Raw genomic sequence first — 16,692 nt, forward strand, 5'->3', positions numbered from 1 at the left:
CCGGTCAGTTCTCCAGCAGCTCCAGCCATTCGGCGGTGTGCTCGCCGCTGAACGTCAACCCCAGATCCTCCGCGTGGCGGCGACCCGTCACCAGCAAGCAGAAGTCCTCGGCCGAGCCGGTCACCCGATCGGCTGACTCTTGCGGTCCGAAGTCCCACCGCGTCCCCGACGGCGCCAGCAGCTCGAAGCGGAACGGCCCCGGTGGCGTCCGCTGGTGGCGGCGGTACGCGCGGTCCCTCGTGCGGACGCCGTAGTAGGCGACGTGGCCGATCGCGTCGTCGCGGCGGGGTGGGACGCCCAGCGCGTCCGCGATGTCCTGGCCGCACGCGAACAGCTCCGTCAGCGCCGCCGCCGCGAGGACCGACGGGCGCAGCGGCCCGTCGCTCCACGGCAGCTCCGGCTTCGCCGGCGCCGACGCGAGCAGGGCGTTGGCCTTCCGCTGCTCGATCAGCCACGTCACGATCGCCTCGTCGAGCGAGTCGTAGGAGATCTGCGGGGTGACGCCGAACGCGCCGGGGTTCTCGGCACTGAGCCGGACCAGCCGCGCGGTCGACGTCAGCCGGGCGAAGTGCCCGGTGAGGTCGGGGCCGGGGCCGTACCCGTGGCGCTCGGCCAGCTCGGCCAGCGCCTCGGTCTCGGTCTGCAGGTCCGTGAACACGTCGGCCATCGGTGCCACCCTCCTGGGTCCGGGTAACCGGGACTGCCCGGGGGTCCAGGCTGGCAGGCGGCCCCGCGTCGGCTCCACTTCGCGCTTGCGACGTGACGCCACGGGCGGCGGCGGGGTCGGCTATGTTCATGCCCACCGACGATGGGAGCGTGGGCGTGAAGTACCTGCTGGCGATGTACCTCAACCCCGACGTGATGGCGAACCTGTCGCAGCAGGACATGGACGCCATCATGAGCGGGCACCAGGACTTCATCCGCACGATCCGGGAGTCCGGCGAGATGATCGGCACGCAGGCGCTCGCGCCGGTCGCCGACAGCACCGTCGTGCGGGTCCGCGGGGGACTGCCGGCGGTCACCGACGGCCCGTTCCTCGAGTCGAAGGAGTTCCTGGCCGGCTACTACCTCGTCGACTGCGCGAGCAAGGAGCGCGCGGTCGAGCTGGCCGCGATGATCCCCGACGCCGCGTTCGACGGCATGGGCGTCGAGGTGCGGGAGATCGTCTTCTTCGCCGACGCCGAAACCGAGATCCCCGGTTCGTGACGTGACCGCGCCCGCCCCGGTCGCCGAGGTCCTGCGCCCGCTGGTGCCGCAGGTGCTGGGTGTGCTGGTGCGCCGGTACGGCCAGTTCGACGCGTGCGAGGACGCCGTCCAGGAGGCCCTGCTGGCGGCGAGCGAGCAGTGGCCCGCAGAAGGCGTCCCGGACAACCCGCGCAGCTGGCTGGTCACGGTCGCGACCCGGCGGCTCACCGACCACTGGCGCAGCGAGAGCGCGCGGCGGCGGCGCGAGGAGTCGGTCGCCGTGCGGGAGCCGGTGACCGTCGTCGCCGGGCCGGGCGAAGAGCAGCCCGCCGGCGAGGACGACACGCTGAAGCTGCTGTTCCTGTGCTGCCACCCCGCCGTGTCGCCGCCTTCGCAGGTCGCGCTGACGCTGCGCGCGGTCGGCGGCCTCACCACGGCGCAGATCGCGAGCGCGTTCCTGGTGCCCGAGGCGACGATGACCCGGCGCATCACCCGCGCCAAGGAGAGCATCGCCGCGGCGGGGTCGACGTTCAACGAGCCGTCGCCGGACGACTTCGGCGACCGGCTGCGCGTCGTCCTGCAGGTGCTGTACCTGATCTTCAACGAGGGCTACACGGCGACGTCGGGGGAGAACCTCGTGCGCGCGGAGCTGGCCGCGGAGGCGATCCGGCTGACGCGCGCGGTGCACGCGCTGACCCCGGGCGAGGGCGAGGTCGCGGGGCTGCTCGCGCTGATGCTCCTGACCGACGCGCGGCGCGAGGCGCGCACGGGCCCGAACGGCGAGCTGGTGCCGCTGCAGGACCAGGACCGCGGCCGCTGGGACGCGGCGCTGATCGCCGAGGGCGAAGCCCTGGTGGACGCGACGATCGGCCGCGCCACGCTCGGGCCGTACCAGGTCCAGGCGGCGATCGCGGCGCTGCACGCCACCGCGCCGAGCACGGAGGAGACGGACTGGCCGCAGATCGTCGAGCTGTACCACGTGCTGCAGGCGCTGATGCCGAGCCCGGTGGTGACGATCAACCAGGCGGTGGCGGTGGCCCAGGCCTCCGGCCCGGCGCGCGGGCTCGAGCTGCTGGACACGGTCGACGCGAAGCTCGACGTGGGCCGCCGGCTGGACGCGGTTCGTGCGCACTTGCTGGAGCTGGCGGGCGATTTGCCGGGCGCGCGTGAGTATTACTTGAAGGCGGCGCAGCGGACGGCGAGTTTGCCCGAGCGGCGGTACTTGATGAAGCGGGCTGGGCGGATCGCTCCCGCGGATCCCGCGCAGAACTGACTGGGGGCCGCCCGGGGTCGGCTAGAGCGAGTGGGCAGCCGGATCGCCGGAGGCCGCCGCGGATAGCGCCCGCGCGGAAGTGAGCGAGGCCCGCCCGAGATCGGCAAGGGCGGGTGTCCGGAGGCCGCTGCGACAGCCCCCGCGCAGAACTGAGCGGGGCCCGCCCGGGGCCGAGCCGGGCGGGCCACCGGGAACTCAGCGGACCACGATGCCCGACGGGGGCTCCGGGGCCGCCGGGACGTGGAACAGGCGGGCCAGCAGCTCGAGGTCGGCCACGTCGCCCTCGATCGACAGCTTGCCCGTGCGGACCGCCTCCGCCGCCGTCACGTGACCGCTCATCAAGTCCAGCATCGCCGCGCCGCTCGTGGCCTTGACCACCAGGTCCGCGCCCGCGAAACGGCCTTCGCCCACCTTGACCGCGCCGTCCTCGACCAGCGCGTGGACGATCATGCGGTCGTCGTAGCGGATTTCGTACGTGATCTGGACGCCCTCGGCCACGTCGGCGCGGAACGTCGTGTACAGCGACAGGATCGCCGAGTCCAGCGTGAACACGTCGTCCGGGCCCGGCTGGTTGAGCGACCGCGCGCCCCACAGGCCGAGGTCGAGGAGGATGCTGTCGAGCTCGCTGCCGTACTGGGTCAGCTCGTAGACCAGGCCCGCGTCGAGCTCGGCGCGGACGCGGCGGCGCAGCACGCCGGTCGCCTCCAGCTCGTTGAGCCGGGCCGACAGGATCGACTGCGGGATCTTGGGCAGGCCGGCCTGCAGCTCGTCGTAGCGCTTCGGACCGAGCACCAGGTCACGGACGATCAGCAGCGACCAGCGTTCGCCGATGATCTCGAGAGCGCGGGCGAGGCCGCAGAACTGGCCGTAGGCGCGGGTGGTGGGAGCGGGCATCGAACTTCCTCACTTCTTTCTCGGGCGGAGCGGGGTGATCGGCCGAAGCCGGGGAAGCGTGGATCAGCGGTGGTCGCCTTCGGAGATCAGCTCGCGGTGCAGCACCTGGAGGTCGTCGCACGGTTCGACGCCCAGCTCGCCGGCCAGCCGCGACCGCAGCCTGCGGTAGACGGCCATCGCGTCGGAGCGCCGCCCGCTGCGGCCGAGCACGCGCATCAGCTGGCCGTGCAGGGCTTCGTCGAGCGGGCTGCCGGTGGCCAGCGAGCGCAGCTCGCCGATCAGCTCGCGGTGCTTGCCGCTGGTGATCTCGGCTTCGATCCGCAGGTGCAGCACGCTGCGGCGCTGCTCCAGCAGCTCGGTGCGGTACGCCGACAGGATCGGTCCACAGTGGACGTTCGCCAGCGGTGGGCCGGACCACAGGTCGAGCGCCGCGCGGTAGGCGTCGGCCGCCGCGGCGTGGTCGCCCGCGTCCTGGTGCTCGTGGCCGCGCTGCTGCAGCCGGACGAACCGGTAGGTGTCCACCTGGGACGGATCGATGTAGAAGGTGTAGCCGGACTGCTTGGTGGCCAGCATCTTCTCACCGTCGGCCGCCAGCCGGTTCTGGTCGATGCACCGGCGCAGGTGGTAGACGTAGGTGTGCAGCGTCGTCCGCACCGTCCGGGGCGGGTTGTCCGACCACAGCTCCCGGATGAGGGTGTCGATGTGTACCATCCTCCCCGGGCGCATCACCAGTACGGCGAGCAGCTGCAGGACTTTCGGCGTGGTCGGCGCGTAGTCGACGCCGGAGCGCAGCACTTCCAGCGGGCCCAGAACGGTGAACGTCACGCCACCGTCGTCGGGTGCTTCCGTTGGCGGCAGTTCGGAGTACATGGCAGGCCTCCAGCGTCATCAATGCGTCCTCGCGCTCCCCAGTCGAGCCGCGCGGGGTCGGGGGACGGCCGACTCCGGGCTTCTATTCGAATGTGACAGAGCGTCCTTCCGCCGACCAGTGAGTCACCCACCAGAGTCAACGTGCGTTTGCCCCGTGGCCCCGTGGGTTCCGCAGGTTCACGACGTGCGTTCCGCATGGTCCGCCATCCGGCCCAACCTGCGGCTCCGCGCCCGGCGGCGTCGCTGGAACGGACCAGGCGCGGGTGCGGCGGGGCCGCCGCGGATCATCCGGGCGGGCGCCGCGCACGCTGGCGCCGTGCGTTCCGCACGGACTGTCCGGTGTGGATCACCCGTGGCCGCGCGGGGTTCGCCCGACCGGGTGCGTTTCGCCCGGGACCCCTCCATCGCTCGTCGATCGTCCTGCAAGGCCCGGCGTCTTCCCTGGCACCAGGAGAACTGCCATCAGGGGAATTCGAGGTTGGACGGATGATGTTGCGGTCTATTGCGGCTGTCGGACACGACAGCGAGTTCGACGAACCGCCCCGGGCGCCCGCCCTCGAGCGGGTCGAAAAGTCGGTCCGGCCCGCCGTGCTGCAGGCGATCTCGTCGATCCAGGAGCGGTACTTCGAGCCGATCACGCTCGCGGAGCTGGCGTCGGAGGTGTTCGTCAGCCGGTTCCACTTCTCCCGGATGTTCGCCGACGCCACCGGGGTCACGCCCGGCCGGTTCCTCACCGCCGTGCGCCTGTTCGAGGCGAAGCGGCTGCTGCTGACGACGTCGCTGAACGTCTCCGACATCGTGTGCAGCGTCGGCTACAGCAGCGTCGGCACGTTCACCAGCCGGTTCTCGCGCGCGGTCGGGATGACGCCGACGCAGTACCGCGAGCCGCAGGTCGCCGAGCTGCTCGTGGCGATCTCCCCGACGTTCCAGCGGCTCCCGCCGCTGCGCACGCTGCGCGCGGCCGGGCGCAGCTGCGCCTCGCTGCAGACCGGCACCGGGGTGCTGTCGATGCGGCTGGACATGCCGCGCGGCTCCGCGCCCGCGGACACCCTCGTCGGGCTCTTCGCCGACCCGGTGCCGCAGTGCGGGCCGGTCGCCTTCGGCGGCATGGCCAACATGAGCTCCGGTGAGCTGACCATCCACGGCGTGCCCGCCGGGCGGTGGACGGCGATCGCGGTCGCGCAGCACCAGGCGGGCACGGGCGGACCGCGCTTCTCGATCGGCTACCAGGGTGTGACCGTGGCGCCCTACGGCCAGTCCACCGCGCAGGTGGGCCTGCGCGCGCCGGCCGCGACCGACGCGCCGATCGCGATCACGCTGGCGTCGAAGCAGTCGCCGTTCACCCAGCGCATGCTCGCCGCCCAGCGGCCGCACCTGCGCGCCGTCGCCTGATCCCCGCCGACCAAAGGACGACAACAGCATGTCCACCGTTATCGGAGTGCTCCGCAAGCGGTTCCTCGCTCCGTCGCTCGCCTCCGTCGGGTTCGCCGAACGCGGCTTCCCGGTGACCCACACGGACGCGACGGCCCGGCTGGAGGCGGTGCCGCAGGCGGTCGTGTGCGGGTTCGAATGGGCCGTCGAGGGCGCTTCCCTGTGGGAGATCGAGCGCCGGCTCGCGCTGATCGAGCCCGAGCAGCGCGGGTTCGCCTACGAAGGCGCGACGATGGGCTACACGATCCTCGACGCCATGCCGGGCGGCGGCCGCGACCGCACCCGCGAGCTCCTGGAAGGACCCGGGCGCCCGCACATCTTCCTGACCTACATCGGGATCGGCTTCGCGATGGCGCGGCTGCCGCGTCCACTGTGGAAGAACATCCTGCCCGAGCTGACCGGGGTGGCCCACCACCCGGTGATGAGCTGGCTGGCCGTCGACGGCTACGGCTTCGACCGCGCCTACTTCGACACGGAGAAGTGGGTCGACGAGCAGGCCGAGCCGGTGCCCTACCCGTGGGCGGCCCGGCCGGAGTACTTCGGCCGGGCGTTCGACCAGGGGGTCGGCCGCGCGCTGTGGTTCATCAACGGCGGCAACCCGGACGCCGTCGCCGCGGCGGTCGGGCGGTTCGCCGAGCACCGCCGGGCGGACCTGTGGAGCGGGGTGGGGCTCGCCGCGACGTTCGCCGGCGGCAGCGACCAGGGCGGGCTGGGCCGGCTGCGCCGGGCGTCCGGGGAGCACTACGACGAGCTCGCGCTCGGCGTGGTGTTCGCGGTCAAGGCGCGGACGTACTCCTCGTACGTGCCCGCCCACACCCACCTCGCCGCCGGGGTGCTCACCGATCTTTCCGTGCAGGGCGCGCAAAACCTCGCCGACCGCACCGAACAGGCCGACGGTGACGACGGCCCGCAGCCGCCGTACGAGCTGTGGCGGCAGCGGATCCGGGCGGAGTTCGACCCGGCCGCCCGGCGGCGCACCGCGTGAACCGTGATCGCCGGCAAGCGCGGAGTAGAGCGCTGACCAGCGAATCTGTGACCGTAGAAGGAACATCCCAGTCGACCCTAAGGGGGAGAGTGCGTTGGGCAATGGTTGGCGTACGCTCAGGCGCCGCATCCTGACACCGAACGTCTCGGAGACCTTGCTGGAGAAGCGGGGCTTCCACCGGAAGAGCCCAGCCGCACAGGAAAGGCTCGAGACCGTCGGGGAGAAGTTCCTCCTCGGGTACGCGCACGCCGTCGAAGCGAAGTCGGTCGAGCAGGCCGAGGAATGGCTCGAGCGCATCCCCCCGCAGTTCCGCGGATTCGCCTACGAGGGCGCGGGAATGGGGTACGGCGTGCTGGACGGGCTGCCGTTCGGCAAGAGCACGAACATCGCCGAGTTCCTGGCCGGCCCGGGCGAGAAGCACGACTACATCATCTACGTCGGCGTCGGCTGGGCGATGTGCCGGCTCCCGCGGTTCGCGTGGCCGAAGGCTTCGGCGTTCGACCCGCTGCTGCGCTGGCTGGTGCTCGACGGCTACGGCTTCCACCAGGCCTACTTCAAGACCGACAAGTACATCCGGAACCAGTACCAGGAGCCGGGTTTCTCGTGGCCGGACCGGCGTTACGACGGTTACGCGCTGCGCGCCATCGACCAGGGCATCGGCCGGGCGCTGTGGTTCATCTGCGGCACGGACGTCGAACTGGTGGCCAAGACGGTCGAGGAGTTCCCCGAGTCGCGCCACGGCGACCTGTACGCCGGGATCGGGCTCGCCTCGACCTACGCGTGCGGCGTCACGGCGGACGAACTGGCGGAACTGGTCGACCGGGCCGGGATCCACCACGGGCAGCTGGCCCAAGGGAGCGCTTTCGCCGCCGAGTGCCGGGTGCGTTCCGGCCTGCTCATCCCCGAGACCGAGATGGCGGCCCGGGCGATCTGCGGGTTGTCCGCCGAGCGCGTCGCGGCCATCACCCAAGAGGTCCGGCCGGCCGTGGTCGTCGACGGTGACGACGTCCCGGCGTTCGAAACCTGGCGGCAGCGGATCGCCGAAGAAGTGCTGACCCACGGAGGGAAGAAGAAATGACCGCGACCTTCGGCTGGCTGCGCAAGCAGCTGGCGGGCATCGTGGCGCTGGTGCTGATCCTCGGCCTGTTCCTGGTCGCACGGCTGCCCACCGTCTCCGCCGCCGAGCAAGACGCGATGGCGAGCAAGTTCCACTTCACCCCGATGACGATCGCGCTGCCGGCGGCCAAGAAGTCGCAGTCGATCCGGACGGTGAACAAGGAGTACGAGAAGATCGCGGCTTGGATCTCCTCGGTCGGCGCCGCGATCGCGATCAACGACATCAGCGGCAGCGGCAAGCCGAACGACCTCTGCCTCGTCGACCCGCGCAGCGACCAGGTCGTCATCACTCCGGCGCCGGACTCCGGCCCGCGCTACGCGCCCTTCGCGCTCGACCCCGCGCCCACCCTGCCGACGTGGGACTACATGGCGCCGATGGGCTGCGTCCCCGGTGACTACAACGAAGACGGCCGCACCGACGTGCTCGTCTACTACTGGGGCCGGTCGCCGGTGCTGTTCCTGCAGAAGGCGAACGCGACCAAGTTCGACGCGTCCGCGTTCCAGCCGACCGAGCTGGTGCCGGGCAACCACCGCGGCCCGGACGGCAAGTACAGCGGTCCACTGTGGAACACCGACTCCGTCACCATCGGCGACTTCGACGGCGACGGGCACGTCGACGTCTTCGTCGGCAACTACTTCCCGGACAGCAAGGTCCTGGACCCGACCGCCGACGGCGGCATCACGCTGAACCAGTCGATGTCGCACGCGACGAACTCGGGGGGCAAGTACATCTTCCGCTGGACCGGGGCCACGGCCGGGGCGAACCCGAGCGCGAGTTTCGTGGACGCGTCGCAGGGCATCCCCGAGTCCGCGCGGCTGGGCTGGACGCTGGCCTCGAGCGCGACCGACGTCAACGGTGACGGCCTGCCGGAGCTCTACATCGCCAACGACTTCGGGCACGACCACCTCCTGTACAACAAGTCCACGCCGGGCCACATCGACCTCGCCGAGGTCACCGGGGTCCGCGGGATCGCCGACCCGAAGTCGAAGGTGCTGGGCCACGACTCCTTCAAGGGGATGGGCGTCGACTTCGGCGACCTGAACCACGACGGCCTCTACGACCTGTTCGTCAGCAACATCACGACGTCGTGGGGCATCGAGGAGTCGAACTTCCAGTTCATGAACAAGGCCAAGGACAACGCGGACCTGACCCGGCAGTTCCAGAACGGTGTCGCGCCGTTCCACGACGACAGCGCCGAGCAGGGCACGGCGTGGTCCGGCTGGGGCTGGGACGTCAAGATCCAGGACTTCAACAACAGCGGGGAGAACCAGATCGCGCAGGCGACCGGGTTCGTCAAGGGCCAGGTCAACCGCTGGCCGAACCTGCAGGAGATCGCCACGGCCCACGACGGCCTGCTGTCCAACCCGTTCTGGTGGCCGAACGCCCGCGCCGGGGACGACATCGGTGGTGACCAGACGCTGCACTTCTTCGTGAAGAGCTCGGACGGCCGCTACACCGACCTCGCGCCGAAGCTGGGGCTCGCGGTGCCGGTACCCACCCGCGGCATCGCGGTCGGCGACACCGACGGCGACGGCCTGCCCGAGTTCGCCGTGGCGCGGCAGTGGGAAGAGCCGATCTTCTACCACAACGACAGCCCGAACCCCGGCAAGTACCTGCAGCTGAAGCTGACCACCGACGCCCCGGTGGCGCCCGGCCCGCTGCCCGCGGCGGGCAACCCGGCGATCGGCGCCGAGGTCACCGTGACGACCTCGGACGGCAAGAAGTACCTCGGCCGGGTCGACGGCAGCAGCGGCGAGGCCGGCCGGCGCAGCTTCGACGTCCAGATCGGCCTCGGCCAGAACGTCAGCGGCCTGCTCGACGTGCACCTGCAGTGGCGGGACCGGACCGGGCAGCTGCGGACGCAGGACCTGAAGCTGCAACCCGGTTGCCACCAGTACCAGCTCGGCTCCACGGCGAAGGAAGCGATGTGACATGGCCAGCCCGACTCTGACCAAGGTGGACACCGCGCCACCGAAGCGGACCAACAAGGTCATCACCGCGCTGCGGCGCTTCGCGATCTCGATCACGATCTTCAACATCATCGGCTACACCGTGCTCGGCTTCGAGCAGCCGTGGCTGTACCCGTTCGTCGCGCTGGCGACCGCGTACACCACCGAGATCCTCCTCGAGATCATCAACGCCCGCGTCACCCACCGGGACGTCCGGTTCCGGGGCAACGGGTTCAAGGGCCTCGTGGAGTTCCTGCTGCCGGCGCACATCACCGGCCTCGCCCTGAACATGCTGACCTACGTCAACGACCAGATCTTCGTGATGATGTTCGGGGTCGCCGTCGCGGTCGGCACCAAGTGGATCCTGCAGGCGCCGGTGTACGGCCGCATGCGGCACTACATGAACCCGTCGAACTTCGGCATCACGATCATCCTGCTCGTGTTCCCGTGGGCCAGCATCGCGCCGCCGTACCACTTCACCGAGCAGATCCCCACCTGGGGCGGCTGGCTGATCGTCGGCATCATCCTCGTGTCGGGCACGGTGCTCAACGCGCTGCTGACCAACCGGATGTTCCTCATCGCGGGCTGGCTGAGCTTCTTCGTCGTCCAGGCCTTCGTCCGCGGCTGGCTCTTCGGCACGTCGATCCCCGGCGCGCTGGCGATGGGCACCGGCGTCGCGTTCGTGCTCTACACCAACTACATGGTGACCGACCCGGGCACGTCGCCGTCGAAGAGGGGTTCGCAGTTCGCCTTCGGGGCCGGGGTGGCGCTCACGTACGGCTTCTTCACCTCCGTGCACGTGGCCTACGGGCTGTTCCTGGCCACCGCGACCGTCTGCCTGATCCGCGGCATGTTCCTGTGGGGCCTGCACTTCTCGAACAAGGCGCGGATCAAGTTCGAGGCCGAGCAGGCCGCGCAGAAGGCGAAGCTGGAGCTCGCCTCGGCGCCGCCGGCCGGCGACGAGAAGCCCGGGGCCATCGCGGCATGACCGGTCCTTCGGACGAGGCCCGGGCGGCGCGCACCGCGCCGCCCGGGCCGCCGCGCCGGGCGACGTTCCGGTTGCTGAAGCAGCTCTTCACCGACCGGCTCGCGCTCATGGGCGACAACGCCGAGACCTACGGCGACGTCGTCCGCATCGCCATCGGACCCAAGGCGATGTACCTGGTGAACCACCCGGACCTGGCCAAGCACGTCCTCGCCGACAACGCCGCGAACTACCACAAGGGCATCGGCCTGCAGGAAGCCCGCCGGGCCCTCGGCGACGGCCTGCTCACCAGCGACGGCGAGACGTGGAAGAAGCAGCGCCGGACCATCCAGCCGGTGTTCCAGCCCAAGCGGATCTCGCGGCAGGCCGCGGTCGTCGCGTCCGAAGTGGACGGTCTTATCAAGCGGCTGGCCACGCACGACGGGCCGGTCGAGATCCTGCACGAGATGACCGGGCTGACGCTCGGCGTGCTCGGCAAGACGCTGCTCGACGCCGAGCTGGGCGGGTACGAGACGCTCGGCCACTCGTTCGAGGCCGTGCAGGACCAGGCCATGTTCGAGGCGGTCACGCTGAGCATGGTCCCGCAGTGGGTACCGCTGAAGAAGCAGCTGCACTTCCGGACCGCCCGCCACGACCTGCGCCGGATCGCCGACGAGCTCGTCGAGCAGCGGCTGGCGAACCCGGTCGAAAACGGCGAAGACGTGCTGTCCCGGCTGATCGCGTCCGGGTCGGAGCAGGGCGCGTCGCGGGAACGCATGCGTGACGAGCTGATCACCCTGCTGCTGGCCGGGCACGAGACCACGGCGAGCACGCTCGGCTGGGCGTTCCACCTGATCGACGAGCACCCCGAGGTCGGCGAGCGGCTGCACGCCGAAGCCGTCGAGGTGCTCGGCGACCGGCTGCCCGAGCACGAGGACCTGCGGCGGCTGAAGTTCACCGTCGCGGTCGTCGAGGAGGTCATGCGGCTGTACCCGCCGGTGTGGCTGCTGCCGCGGATCGCCCAGGCCGACGACGAGATCGGCGGGTACCACGTGCCGGCCGGCTCCGACGTCGTCGTGGTGCCCTACACGCTGCACCGGCACCCTGGCTTCTGGACCGACGCGGAGCGCTTCGACCCGGGCCGGTTCACCGCCGCGGAACGGCCACCGCGGTACGCCTACCTGCCTTTCGGCGCCGGGCCGCGGTTCTGCATCGGCAACAGCCTCGGGGTGATGGAGGCGGTGTTCGTGCTCGCGATGGCCGCCCGGGACCTGGAACTGCGCAAGGTGGCGGGGAAGGTCGTCGAACCCGAGGCGATGCTCTCGCTGCGGGTGCGCGGCGGGCTGCCGATGACCGTGCGGCGCCGGGACCGGACGCGGCGGTCGGCAGCAGCCTGAAGTCTGCGGCGGCGAGCCGCCCGAGCTCTATTGTGGACATTCGATGAGGAGGTAGGCCGGTGCAACCCGAGGCCACCGAAGAAGAACGCGTCAAGAACATGACCCTCGAGGCCTACGCGGACACGATCGTGCCCGGGGAGAAGCGGTACCCGGAGGACCGGGCGATCGCCGGGGCCGCGCCCGGGCCCGGCTCGGTGGAGGCGGGCGCGCTCGAGCTGCTGAACTTCGACGCGACCGGCGTCACGGCCGGCCTGCCCTACCTCGCGCAGTCGCTCAACGACCACGCGAAGTCCTACGCGGGCGAGGTGGCGCTGGAGCTCGACCACGACGTCCCGCCGTTCGTCGCGCTGCCGTACGAGCACCGCCGCGAGCTGGTGCGGCGGCTGACCACGCCCGGGCACCCGGAGAAGGACGGCTGGGTCAGCCTCGCGCTGTTCTGCAACATGGCCTACGACAGCGCCCCGCACCTGCACACCGCCGACGCCATCCGCGACGGGCACCCCGGCCTGCTGGCGCTGGGCTACAAAGCCCCGGACGCCGACGGCTTCTGGCGGTTCCCGAAGTTCGGCTACGGCCGCAAGCTGGCCGAGCTCCACCCCGACACGACGCCTTCCGGGAGCCCAGCATGAGTGCGATCGACCAGACCGACGTCGTCATCGTCGGCAGCGGCTTCGGCGGGTCCATCCCGGCCTACCACCTCGCCGCGGGCGGGGCCAAGGTCACCGTGCTCGAGCGCGGGCCGTGGCTGGCCGCGGCCGACTTCGAGCACGACTACCTGCTCGGCTCGTCCTACACCCGCGCGTTCGACTTCGTCGTCGGCGACGGGATGAGCGTGCTGGGCGGCAACTGCGTCGGCGGCGGCAGCGTGGTGTACTTCGCCGCGATGCCGCGGGCGCCCCGCTTCGTGTTCGAGCGCCACGGCAGCATCGGGCGCCGGATGTGGCCGTCGGTCATTTCCCGCGACACGCTGGAGCCGTGGTACGACCGCGTCGACGAGTCGATCCCGGTGTCCAAACAGGACTGGAGTGACGTCTCCTACGCCGGTGGCCTGTGGGCGGCGGCGTGCCACCACTCGGGGCGCACGGCGAACCCGGCGCCGGTCGCCGTCGACAACGACACCTGCGTCAACTGCAACTTCATGATGGCGGGCTGCAAGTTCGACGCCAAGCGGTCGATGCTGACGAACTACCTGCCCGCGGCCTTGGCGCACGGCGCGGAAATCCGGCCGCTGCACGAGGTCCAGCGCCTCGAGCGGACCGAGGACGGCGGCTACCGCGTCCACTTCGACCTGATCGACGAAGAGGACTACCGGATCCACACCGGCACCGGCGTCATCGAGGCGAAGGTCGTCATCATCGCCGCCGGCGCCGGCGCGACGCCGGTGATCCTGCAGCGCTCGGAGGCCGCGCTCGGCACCATGCCGCACGGCGTCGGCCGGTACTTCTCCGGCAACGGCGAGCGGCTCAACACCGCGATCATCGATGAGGACCGCGTCCGCGAGGTGCTCGGACTGTCCCGTGAGGACGGTCCGGTGTACTCGGCCAACCACATCGGCAAGGGCCCGACCGTCGCGAACTGGGACAAGCTCGACGGCTCGCTGCCGGAGTACGAGCGGTACTCGCTGGAGCAGCTGTACTTTCCTCCAGGGTTGGGGACGATTCTCGCCCAGGTGCCGGGCGGCGACGAACCGCGCTGGTACGGGGCGCAGAAGAAGGAGATCCTCAACCAGTGGGCCAACTGGCTGACGATCTTCCTGATGACCGAGGACGACAACGAGGGCGTCTTCGGCACCCCGCCGCCCACGGGGAACGCGTACCGCATCTCGCAGCAGATGCTCGGCCGCGGCGCGCTGCGCTACGACCCGACGCCGAACACGCGCCGCGGCTGGGCGCTCGCGGACGCCGACTGCAAGGCGATCATCGAGAAGGACGGCCTGGCTCGCGTGGCCCCGTGGACGAACGACGTGGTCGGGGCGTACACGGTGCACCCGCTGGCGTCGTGCCGGATCGGCGACGACGCGGCGACGTCCGCGCTGCACCCGAACCACGAGCTGCGCAACCACCCGGGCATCTTCGTCACCGACAGCGCCTCGGTGCCGGGCGCGCTGACGGTGAACCCGGCGATGACGATCGCGGCGCTGGCCGAGCGGTCGATCCCGGGCATCGTCCGCGAGCTGCAGTCGCGCGGCGTTGCCGTCAAGTACGGGGCACCGTCGCCTGATGGCTCGATCACGGGCCGGCGCGCGGTGTCCAAACTGGACCTGGTCGCCGGCAGCTGATGCACGGGTACTTCGAACTCGCGCTCCTGGGTTCCTGGGAGCGCGAGTTCGCCCTTTCTCGAGGAGGAACCATGGCGCCCGGACTGGTGCGGTTCGCCCTGCGGCGGACGCTGCGGGACGTGAAGCACGTCGAGGCCGTGCGGCCGCGGCGGGCGCGGGGGCTCGTGCGGGACGTCTACCGGCAGGTCGAACGGGACTTCGGGATGCTCGCCCCGCCGATCGCGCTGCACTCGCCCGCGCCGGACGTGCTCGCCGCCGCGTGGCTGGTGCTGCGGGAGTCGCTCGTCGCGGCCGGGACCGCGAGCCGGGCGGACAAAGAGGTCGTCGCGGCCGCCGTGTCGGCGGCGAACTCCTGTCCCTACTGCGTCGAAGTGCACGGCATGGCGCTCGGTTCGCTGGGCGAACCCGACGCCGCCGCGGCCATCGAAGCCGGGGACACGGCCGCCATTCCGGACCGCGACACGCGCGCGCTCGCCGCGTGGGCGCGGGGCGAGGGCCGGCTGCCGGCCGATGTCCCCGCCGACACCGCCGCCGAGTTCACCGCCGTGGCCGTCGCGTTCCACTACCTCAACCGGATGGTGAGCGTGTTCCTCGGCCCGTCGCCGCTGCCGGACGCCGTGCCGCCGCAGGCGCGGGCGAAAGCCAAGGCAGTGTTGGGATATCTGCTCAAGCCGGGCGCCGCGCCACCCGCCGGGGAGGCGCTGGGGCTGCTGCCCGCGGCCGCCGTCGACGGCCCGGGGTGGGCGCCAGCGGGCGGTACCCTGGCCGACGCCTTCAAGCGCGCCACGGCGGCGATCGAAGCCGCCGGGGAACGCTCGGTGCCGGCGCGCGTGCGGGAGCTCGTCCGCCGGGAAGTCAAGGCGTGGGACGGGAAACCGCCCGGGCTCAGCCGTGCGTGGGCCGAGCCGGTGCTGGCCGAACTGCCCGAACACGAACGCGCGGCGGGCCGGCTCGCGCTCTTCACCGCCAAGGCGGCGTACCAGGCCGATGCCGGCGTCCGTCCGGAAAGGACGGACGATCGGGCCCTGGTGGAGCTGGTGTCGTGGGCGGCTCTCACCGCGGCCGTGGCGGCCGGTGAGCGGCTGCCGCACCGCCCGCGAAGAGAAGACTCCGCAGGTCGGCGCGGGTGATGATCGAAAGGTCAGATCGCCCGCCGGGGCGCGCAGCACCGGGACACAACGAACATTCCGGTCCGTGACGCCACCCCGGCCGGTCCCGGTCTGCCGGACGGCGGTCGCCGCGACGGTGGCTCCCCTTACCCCGCCACCTCCGCGGCGGCCGCTTTCCCACGAGAAGACGTTCCCGAAAGACGTCGCACCGGTGAGAGGACAGACAGGTGACTGACACCACGGGCGTGATCGCCGACCTGACCGCCGAGGCCGCCGAGGTGGACGCGCTCGTCGCCGGCCTGCCCGAAGCGGGGTGGGACACCCCGACCCCGGCGCCGGGCTGGGCGGTCAAGCACCAGATCGCGCACCTCGCGTTCATCTTCCGGATCGCCGGCCTCTCGGCCGCGCAGCCGGAAGCCTTCGTCCAGATGACCAAGGCGGTTGCGTCCGTCGGCTTCGAGAACGCCGTCGAGGGCGCGCTGCAGGAGTTCATCCACGATCCGGCCGAGGTGCTGCTGACCCGCTGGCGCGCCGAGCGCGACGCGGGCATCAAGGCCCTCGCCGCCGTGCCCGGCGACCAGCTGGTGCCGTGGCTGGTGAACCCGCTGCCGCCGTACGTGCTGGCGTGCGCCGGGATGATGGAGCTGTTCGGCCACGGCCAGGACGTCGCCGACGCGCTCGGCGTCCGCCTCGAGCGCACCGACCGCATCAAGCACCTGGTCGGGTTCGCCGTGCGGGTCCGGGACTTCGGTTACGAGGCGCGGAACCTGACGCCGCCCGCGGAGGAGTTCCGGTACGAGCTCACCGCGCCCTCGGGCGCGCTCTGGACGTTCGGCCCGGCCGACGCGGCCCAGCGGGTGAGCGGCAGCGCCGAGGACTTCTGCCTGCTCGTCACCCGGCGGCGGCACCGCTACGACCTCGACATCCGGGCGAAGGGCACGCTGGCGGACCAGTGGCTCGACATCGCCCAGGCCTACCGCGGGCCGGCCGGCCAAGGCCGCCGCCCGGGGGAGTTCAACGCCTGACCAGTCCATTTTAGACGATGAGGTTCGTTGTCCCAGCGTGCTGATGTGCGGGCCGGGGGCAGGGAGAAAGAAGACGGTCCGCACCGCCCGGGAGATGCTGGACCCCGGCGGCCCGGCGGGCCGGGCGAACCGGGCGGCGCCGCCGCCCGAGGACGACAGACCGGCGGCGGGACCGCGCCGGAGGACAGCGGGGACCTGATGGTTCCGGTGATACG

Annotated in this window: 15 protein-coding genes; 12 read left to right on the forward strand and 3 right to left on the reverse strand. The window is 71.4% G+C overall.

All coding sequences use genetic code 11. The features are described 5' to 3' along the window. Positions 1-4: 4 nt before the first annotated feature. On the reverse strand, positions 5-667 hold the full coding sequence (locus ACZ7OH_RS45415; protein WP_470286595.1) for a maleylpyruvate isomerase family mycothiol-dependent enzyme: 663 nt from the start codon (positions 665-667) through the stop codon (positions 5-7). A gap of 155 nt (positions 668-822) precedes the next feature. Between ACZ7OH_RS45415 and ACZ7OH_RS45420 the strand changes: the two genes are divergently transcribed. Together ACZ7OH_RS45420 and ACZ7OH_RS45425 are read left to right on the forward strand one after the other, a co-directional pair. After that, the gene (locus ACZ7OH_RS45420; protein WP_400905850.1) at positions 823-1,206 is read left to right on the forward strand and encodes a YciI family protein; all 384 of its coding nucleotides are present in this window, start codon (positions 823-825) and stop codon (positions 1,204-1,206) included. Between the two features lies 1 nt (position 1,207). Then, a complete protein-coding gene (locus ACZ7OH_RS45425) occupies positions 1,208-2,458 on the forward strand; it encodes an RNA polymerase sigma factor (protein WP_470286596.1) in 1,251 nt (416 codons plus the stop codon). A 195-nt stretch (positions 2,459-2,653) separates the two neighbouring features. On the opposite strand, the gene ACZ7OH_RS45430 is transcribed toward ACZ7OH_RS45425, so the two are convergent. Beyond that, on the reverse strand, positions 2,654-3,352 hold the full coding sequence (locus ACZ7OH_RS45430) for a winged helix-turn-helix transcriptional regulator (RefSeq protein ID WP_470286597.1): 699 nt from the start codon (positions 3,350-3,352) through the stop codon (positions 2,654-2,656). A 63-nt stretch (positions 3,353-3,415) separates the two neighbouring features. After that, the gene (locus ACZ7OH_RS45435) at positions 3,416-4,222 is read right to left on the reverse strand and encodes an AfsR/SARP family transcriptional regulator (RefSeq protein ID WP_470286598.1); all 807 of its coding nucleotides are present in this window, start codon (positions 4,220-4,222) and stop codon (positions 3,416-3,418) included. 486 nt (positions 4,223-4,708) lie between these two features. Between ACZ7OH_RS45435 and ACZ7OH_RS45440 the strand changes: the two genes are divergently transcribed. The 10 genes from ACZ7OH_RS45440 (at position 4,709) to ACZ7OH_RS45485 (ending at position 16,477) form a co-directional block, all read left to right on the forward strand. Further along, the gene (locus ACZ7OH_RS45440) at positions 4,709-5,614 is read left to right on the forward strand and encodes a helix-turn-helix domain-containing protein (RefSeq protein ID WP_470286599.1); all 906 of its coding nucleotides are present in this window, start codon (positions 4,709-4,711) and stop codon (positions 5,612-5,614) included. 28 nt (positions 5,615-5,642) lie between these two features. Continuing rightward, the gene (locus ACZ7OH_RS45445; RefSeq protein WP_470286600.1) at positions 5,643-6,638 is read left to right on the forward strand and encodes a DUF1702 family protein; all 996 of its coding nucleotides are present in this window, start codon (positions 5,643-5,645) and stop codon (positions 6,636-6,638) included. A gap of 94 nt (positions 6,639-6,732) precedes the next feature. Further along, positions 6,733-7,716, forward strand: coding sequence for a DUF1702 family protein (locus ACZ7OH_RS45450; RefSeq protein ID WP_470286601.1), 984 nt, complete (start codon positions 6,733-6,735; stop codon positions 7,714-7,716). Next, positions 7,713-9,686 (forward strand): FG-GAP repeat domain-containing protein, encoded by a 1,974-nt coding sequence (locus tag ACZ7OH_RS45455; RefSeq protein ID WP_470286602.1) that lies wholly within the window; start codon positions 7,713-7,715, stop codon positions 9,684-9,686. The genes ACZ7OH_RS45450 and ACZ7OH_RS45455 overlap by 4 nt, the downstream gene beginning before the upstream one ends. Position 9,687: 1 nt before the next feature. Then, the gene (locus ACZ7OH_RS45460; RefSeq protein WP_470286603.1) at positions 9,688-10,692 is read left to right on the forward strand and encodes an enediyne biosynthesis protein; all 1,005 of its coding nucleotides are present in this window, start codon (positions 9,688-9,690) and stop codon (positions 10,690-10,692) included. Further along, positions 10,689-12,065 (forward strand): cytochrome P450, encoded by a 1,377-nt coding sequence (locus tag ACZ7OH_RS45465; protein WP_470286604.1) that lies wholly within the window; start codon positions 10,689-10,691, stop codon positions 12,063-12,065. The genes ACZ7OH_RS45460 and ACZ7OH_RS45465 overlap by 4 nt, the downstream gene beginning before the upstream one ends. Positions 12,066-12,124: 59 nt before the next feature. Beyond that, positions 12,125-12,694 carry a DUF5987 family protein gene (locus ACZ7OH_RS45470; RefSeq protein WP_470286605.1) on the forward strand — a complete coding sequence of 190 codons (570 nt, stop codon included), beginning with the start codon at positions 12,125-12,127 and terminating at the stop codon, positions 12,692-12,694. Continuing rightward, entirely contained in the window at positions 12,691-14,343 is a 1,653-nt protein-coding gene (locus ACZ7OH_RS45475; RefSeq protein WP_400904124.1) for a GMC family oxidoreductase N-terminal domain-containing protein, read from the forward strand. Before ACZ7OH_RS45470 ends, ACZ7OH_RS45475 begins: the two co-directional genes overlap by 4 nt. A gap of 71 nt (positions 14,344-14,414) precedes the next feature. After that, on the forward strand, positions 14,415-15,473 hold the full coding sequence (locus tag ACZ7OH_RS45480; RefSeq protein ID WP_470286606.1) for a carboxymuconolactone decarboxylase family protein: 1,059 nt from the start codon (positions 14,415-14,417) through the stop codon (positions 15,471-15,473). 206 nt (positions 15,474-15,679) lie between these two features. Continuing rightward, the gene (locus ACZ7OH_RS45485; RefSeq protein ID WP_470286607.1) at positions 15,680-16,477 is read left to right on the forward strand and encodes a TIGR03084 family metal-binding protein; all 798 of its coding nucleotides are present in this window, start codon (positions 15,680-15,682) and stop codon (positions 16,475-16,477) included. Positions 16,478-16,692 lie beyond the last annotated feature (215 nt).

It is taken from the genome of Amycolatopsis sp. NPDC114478 (assembly GCF_055633805.1).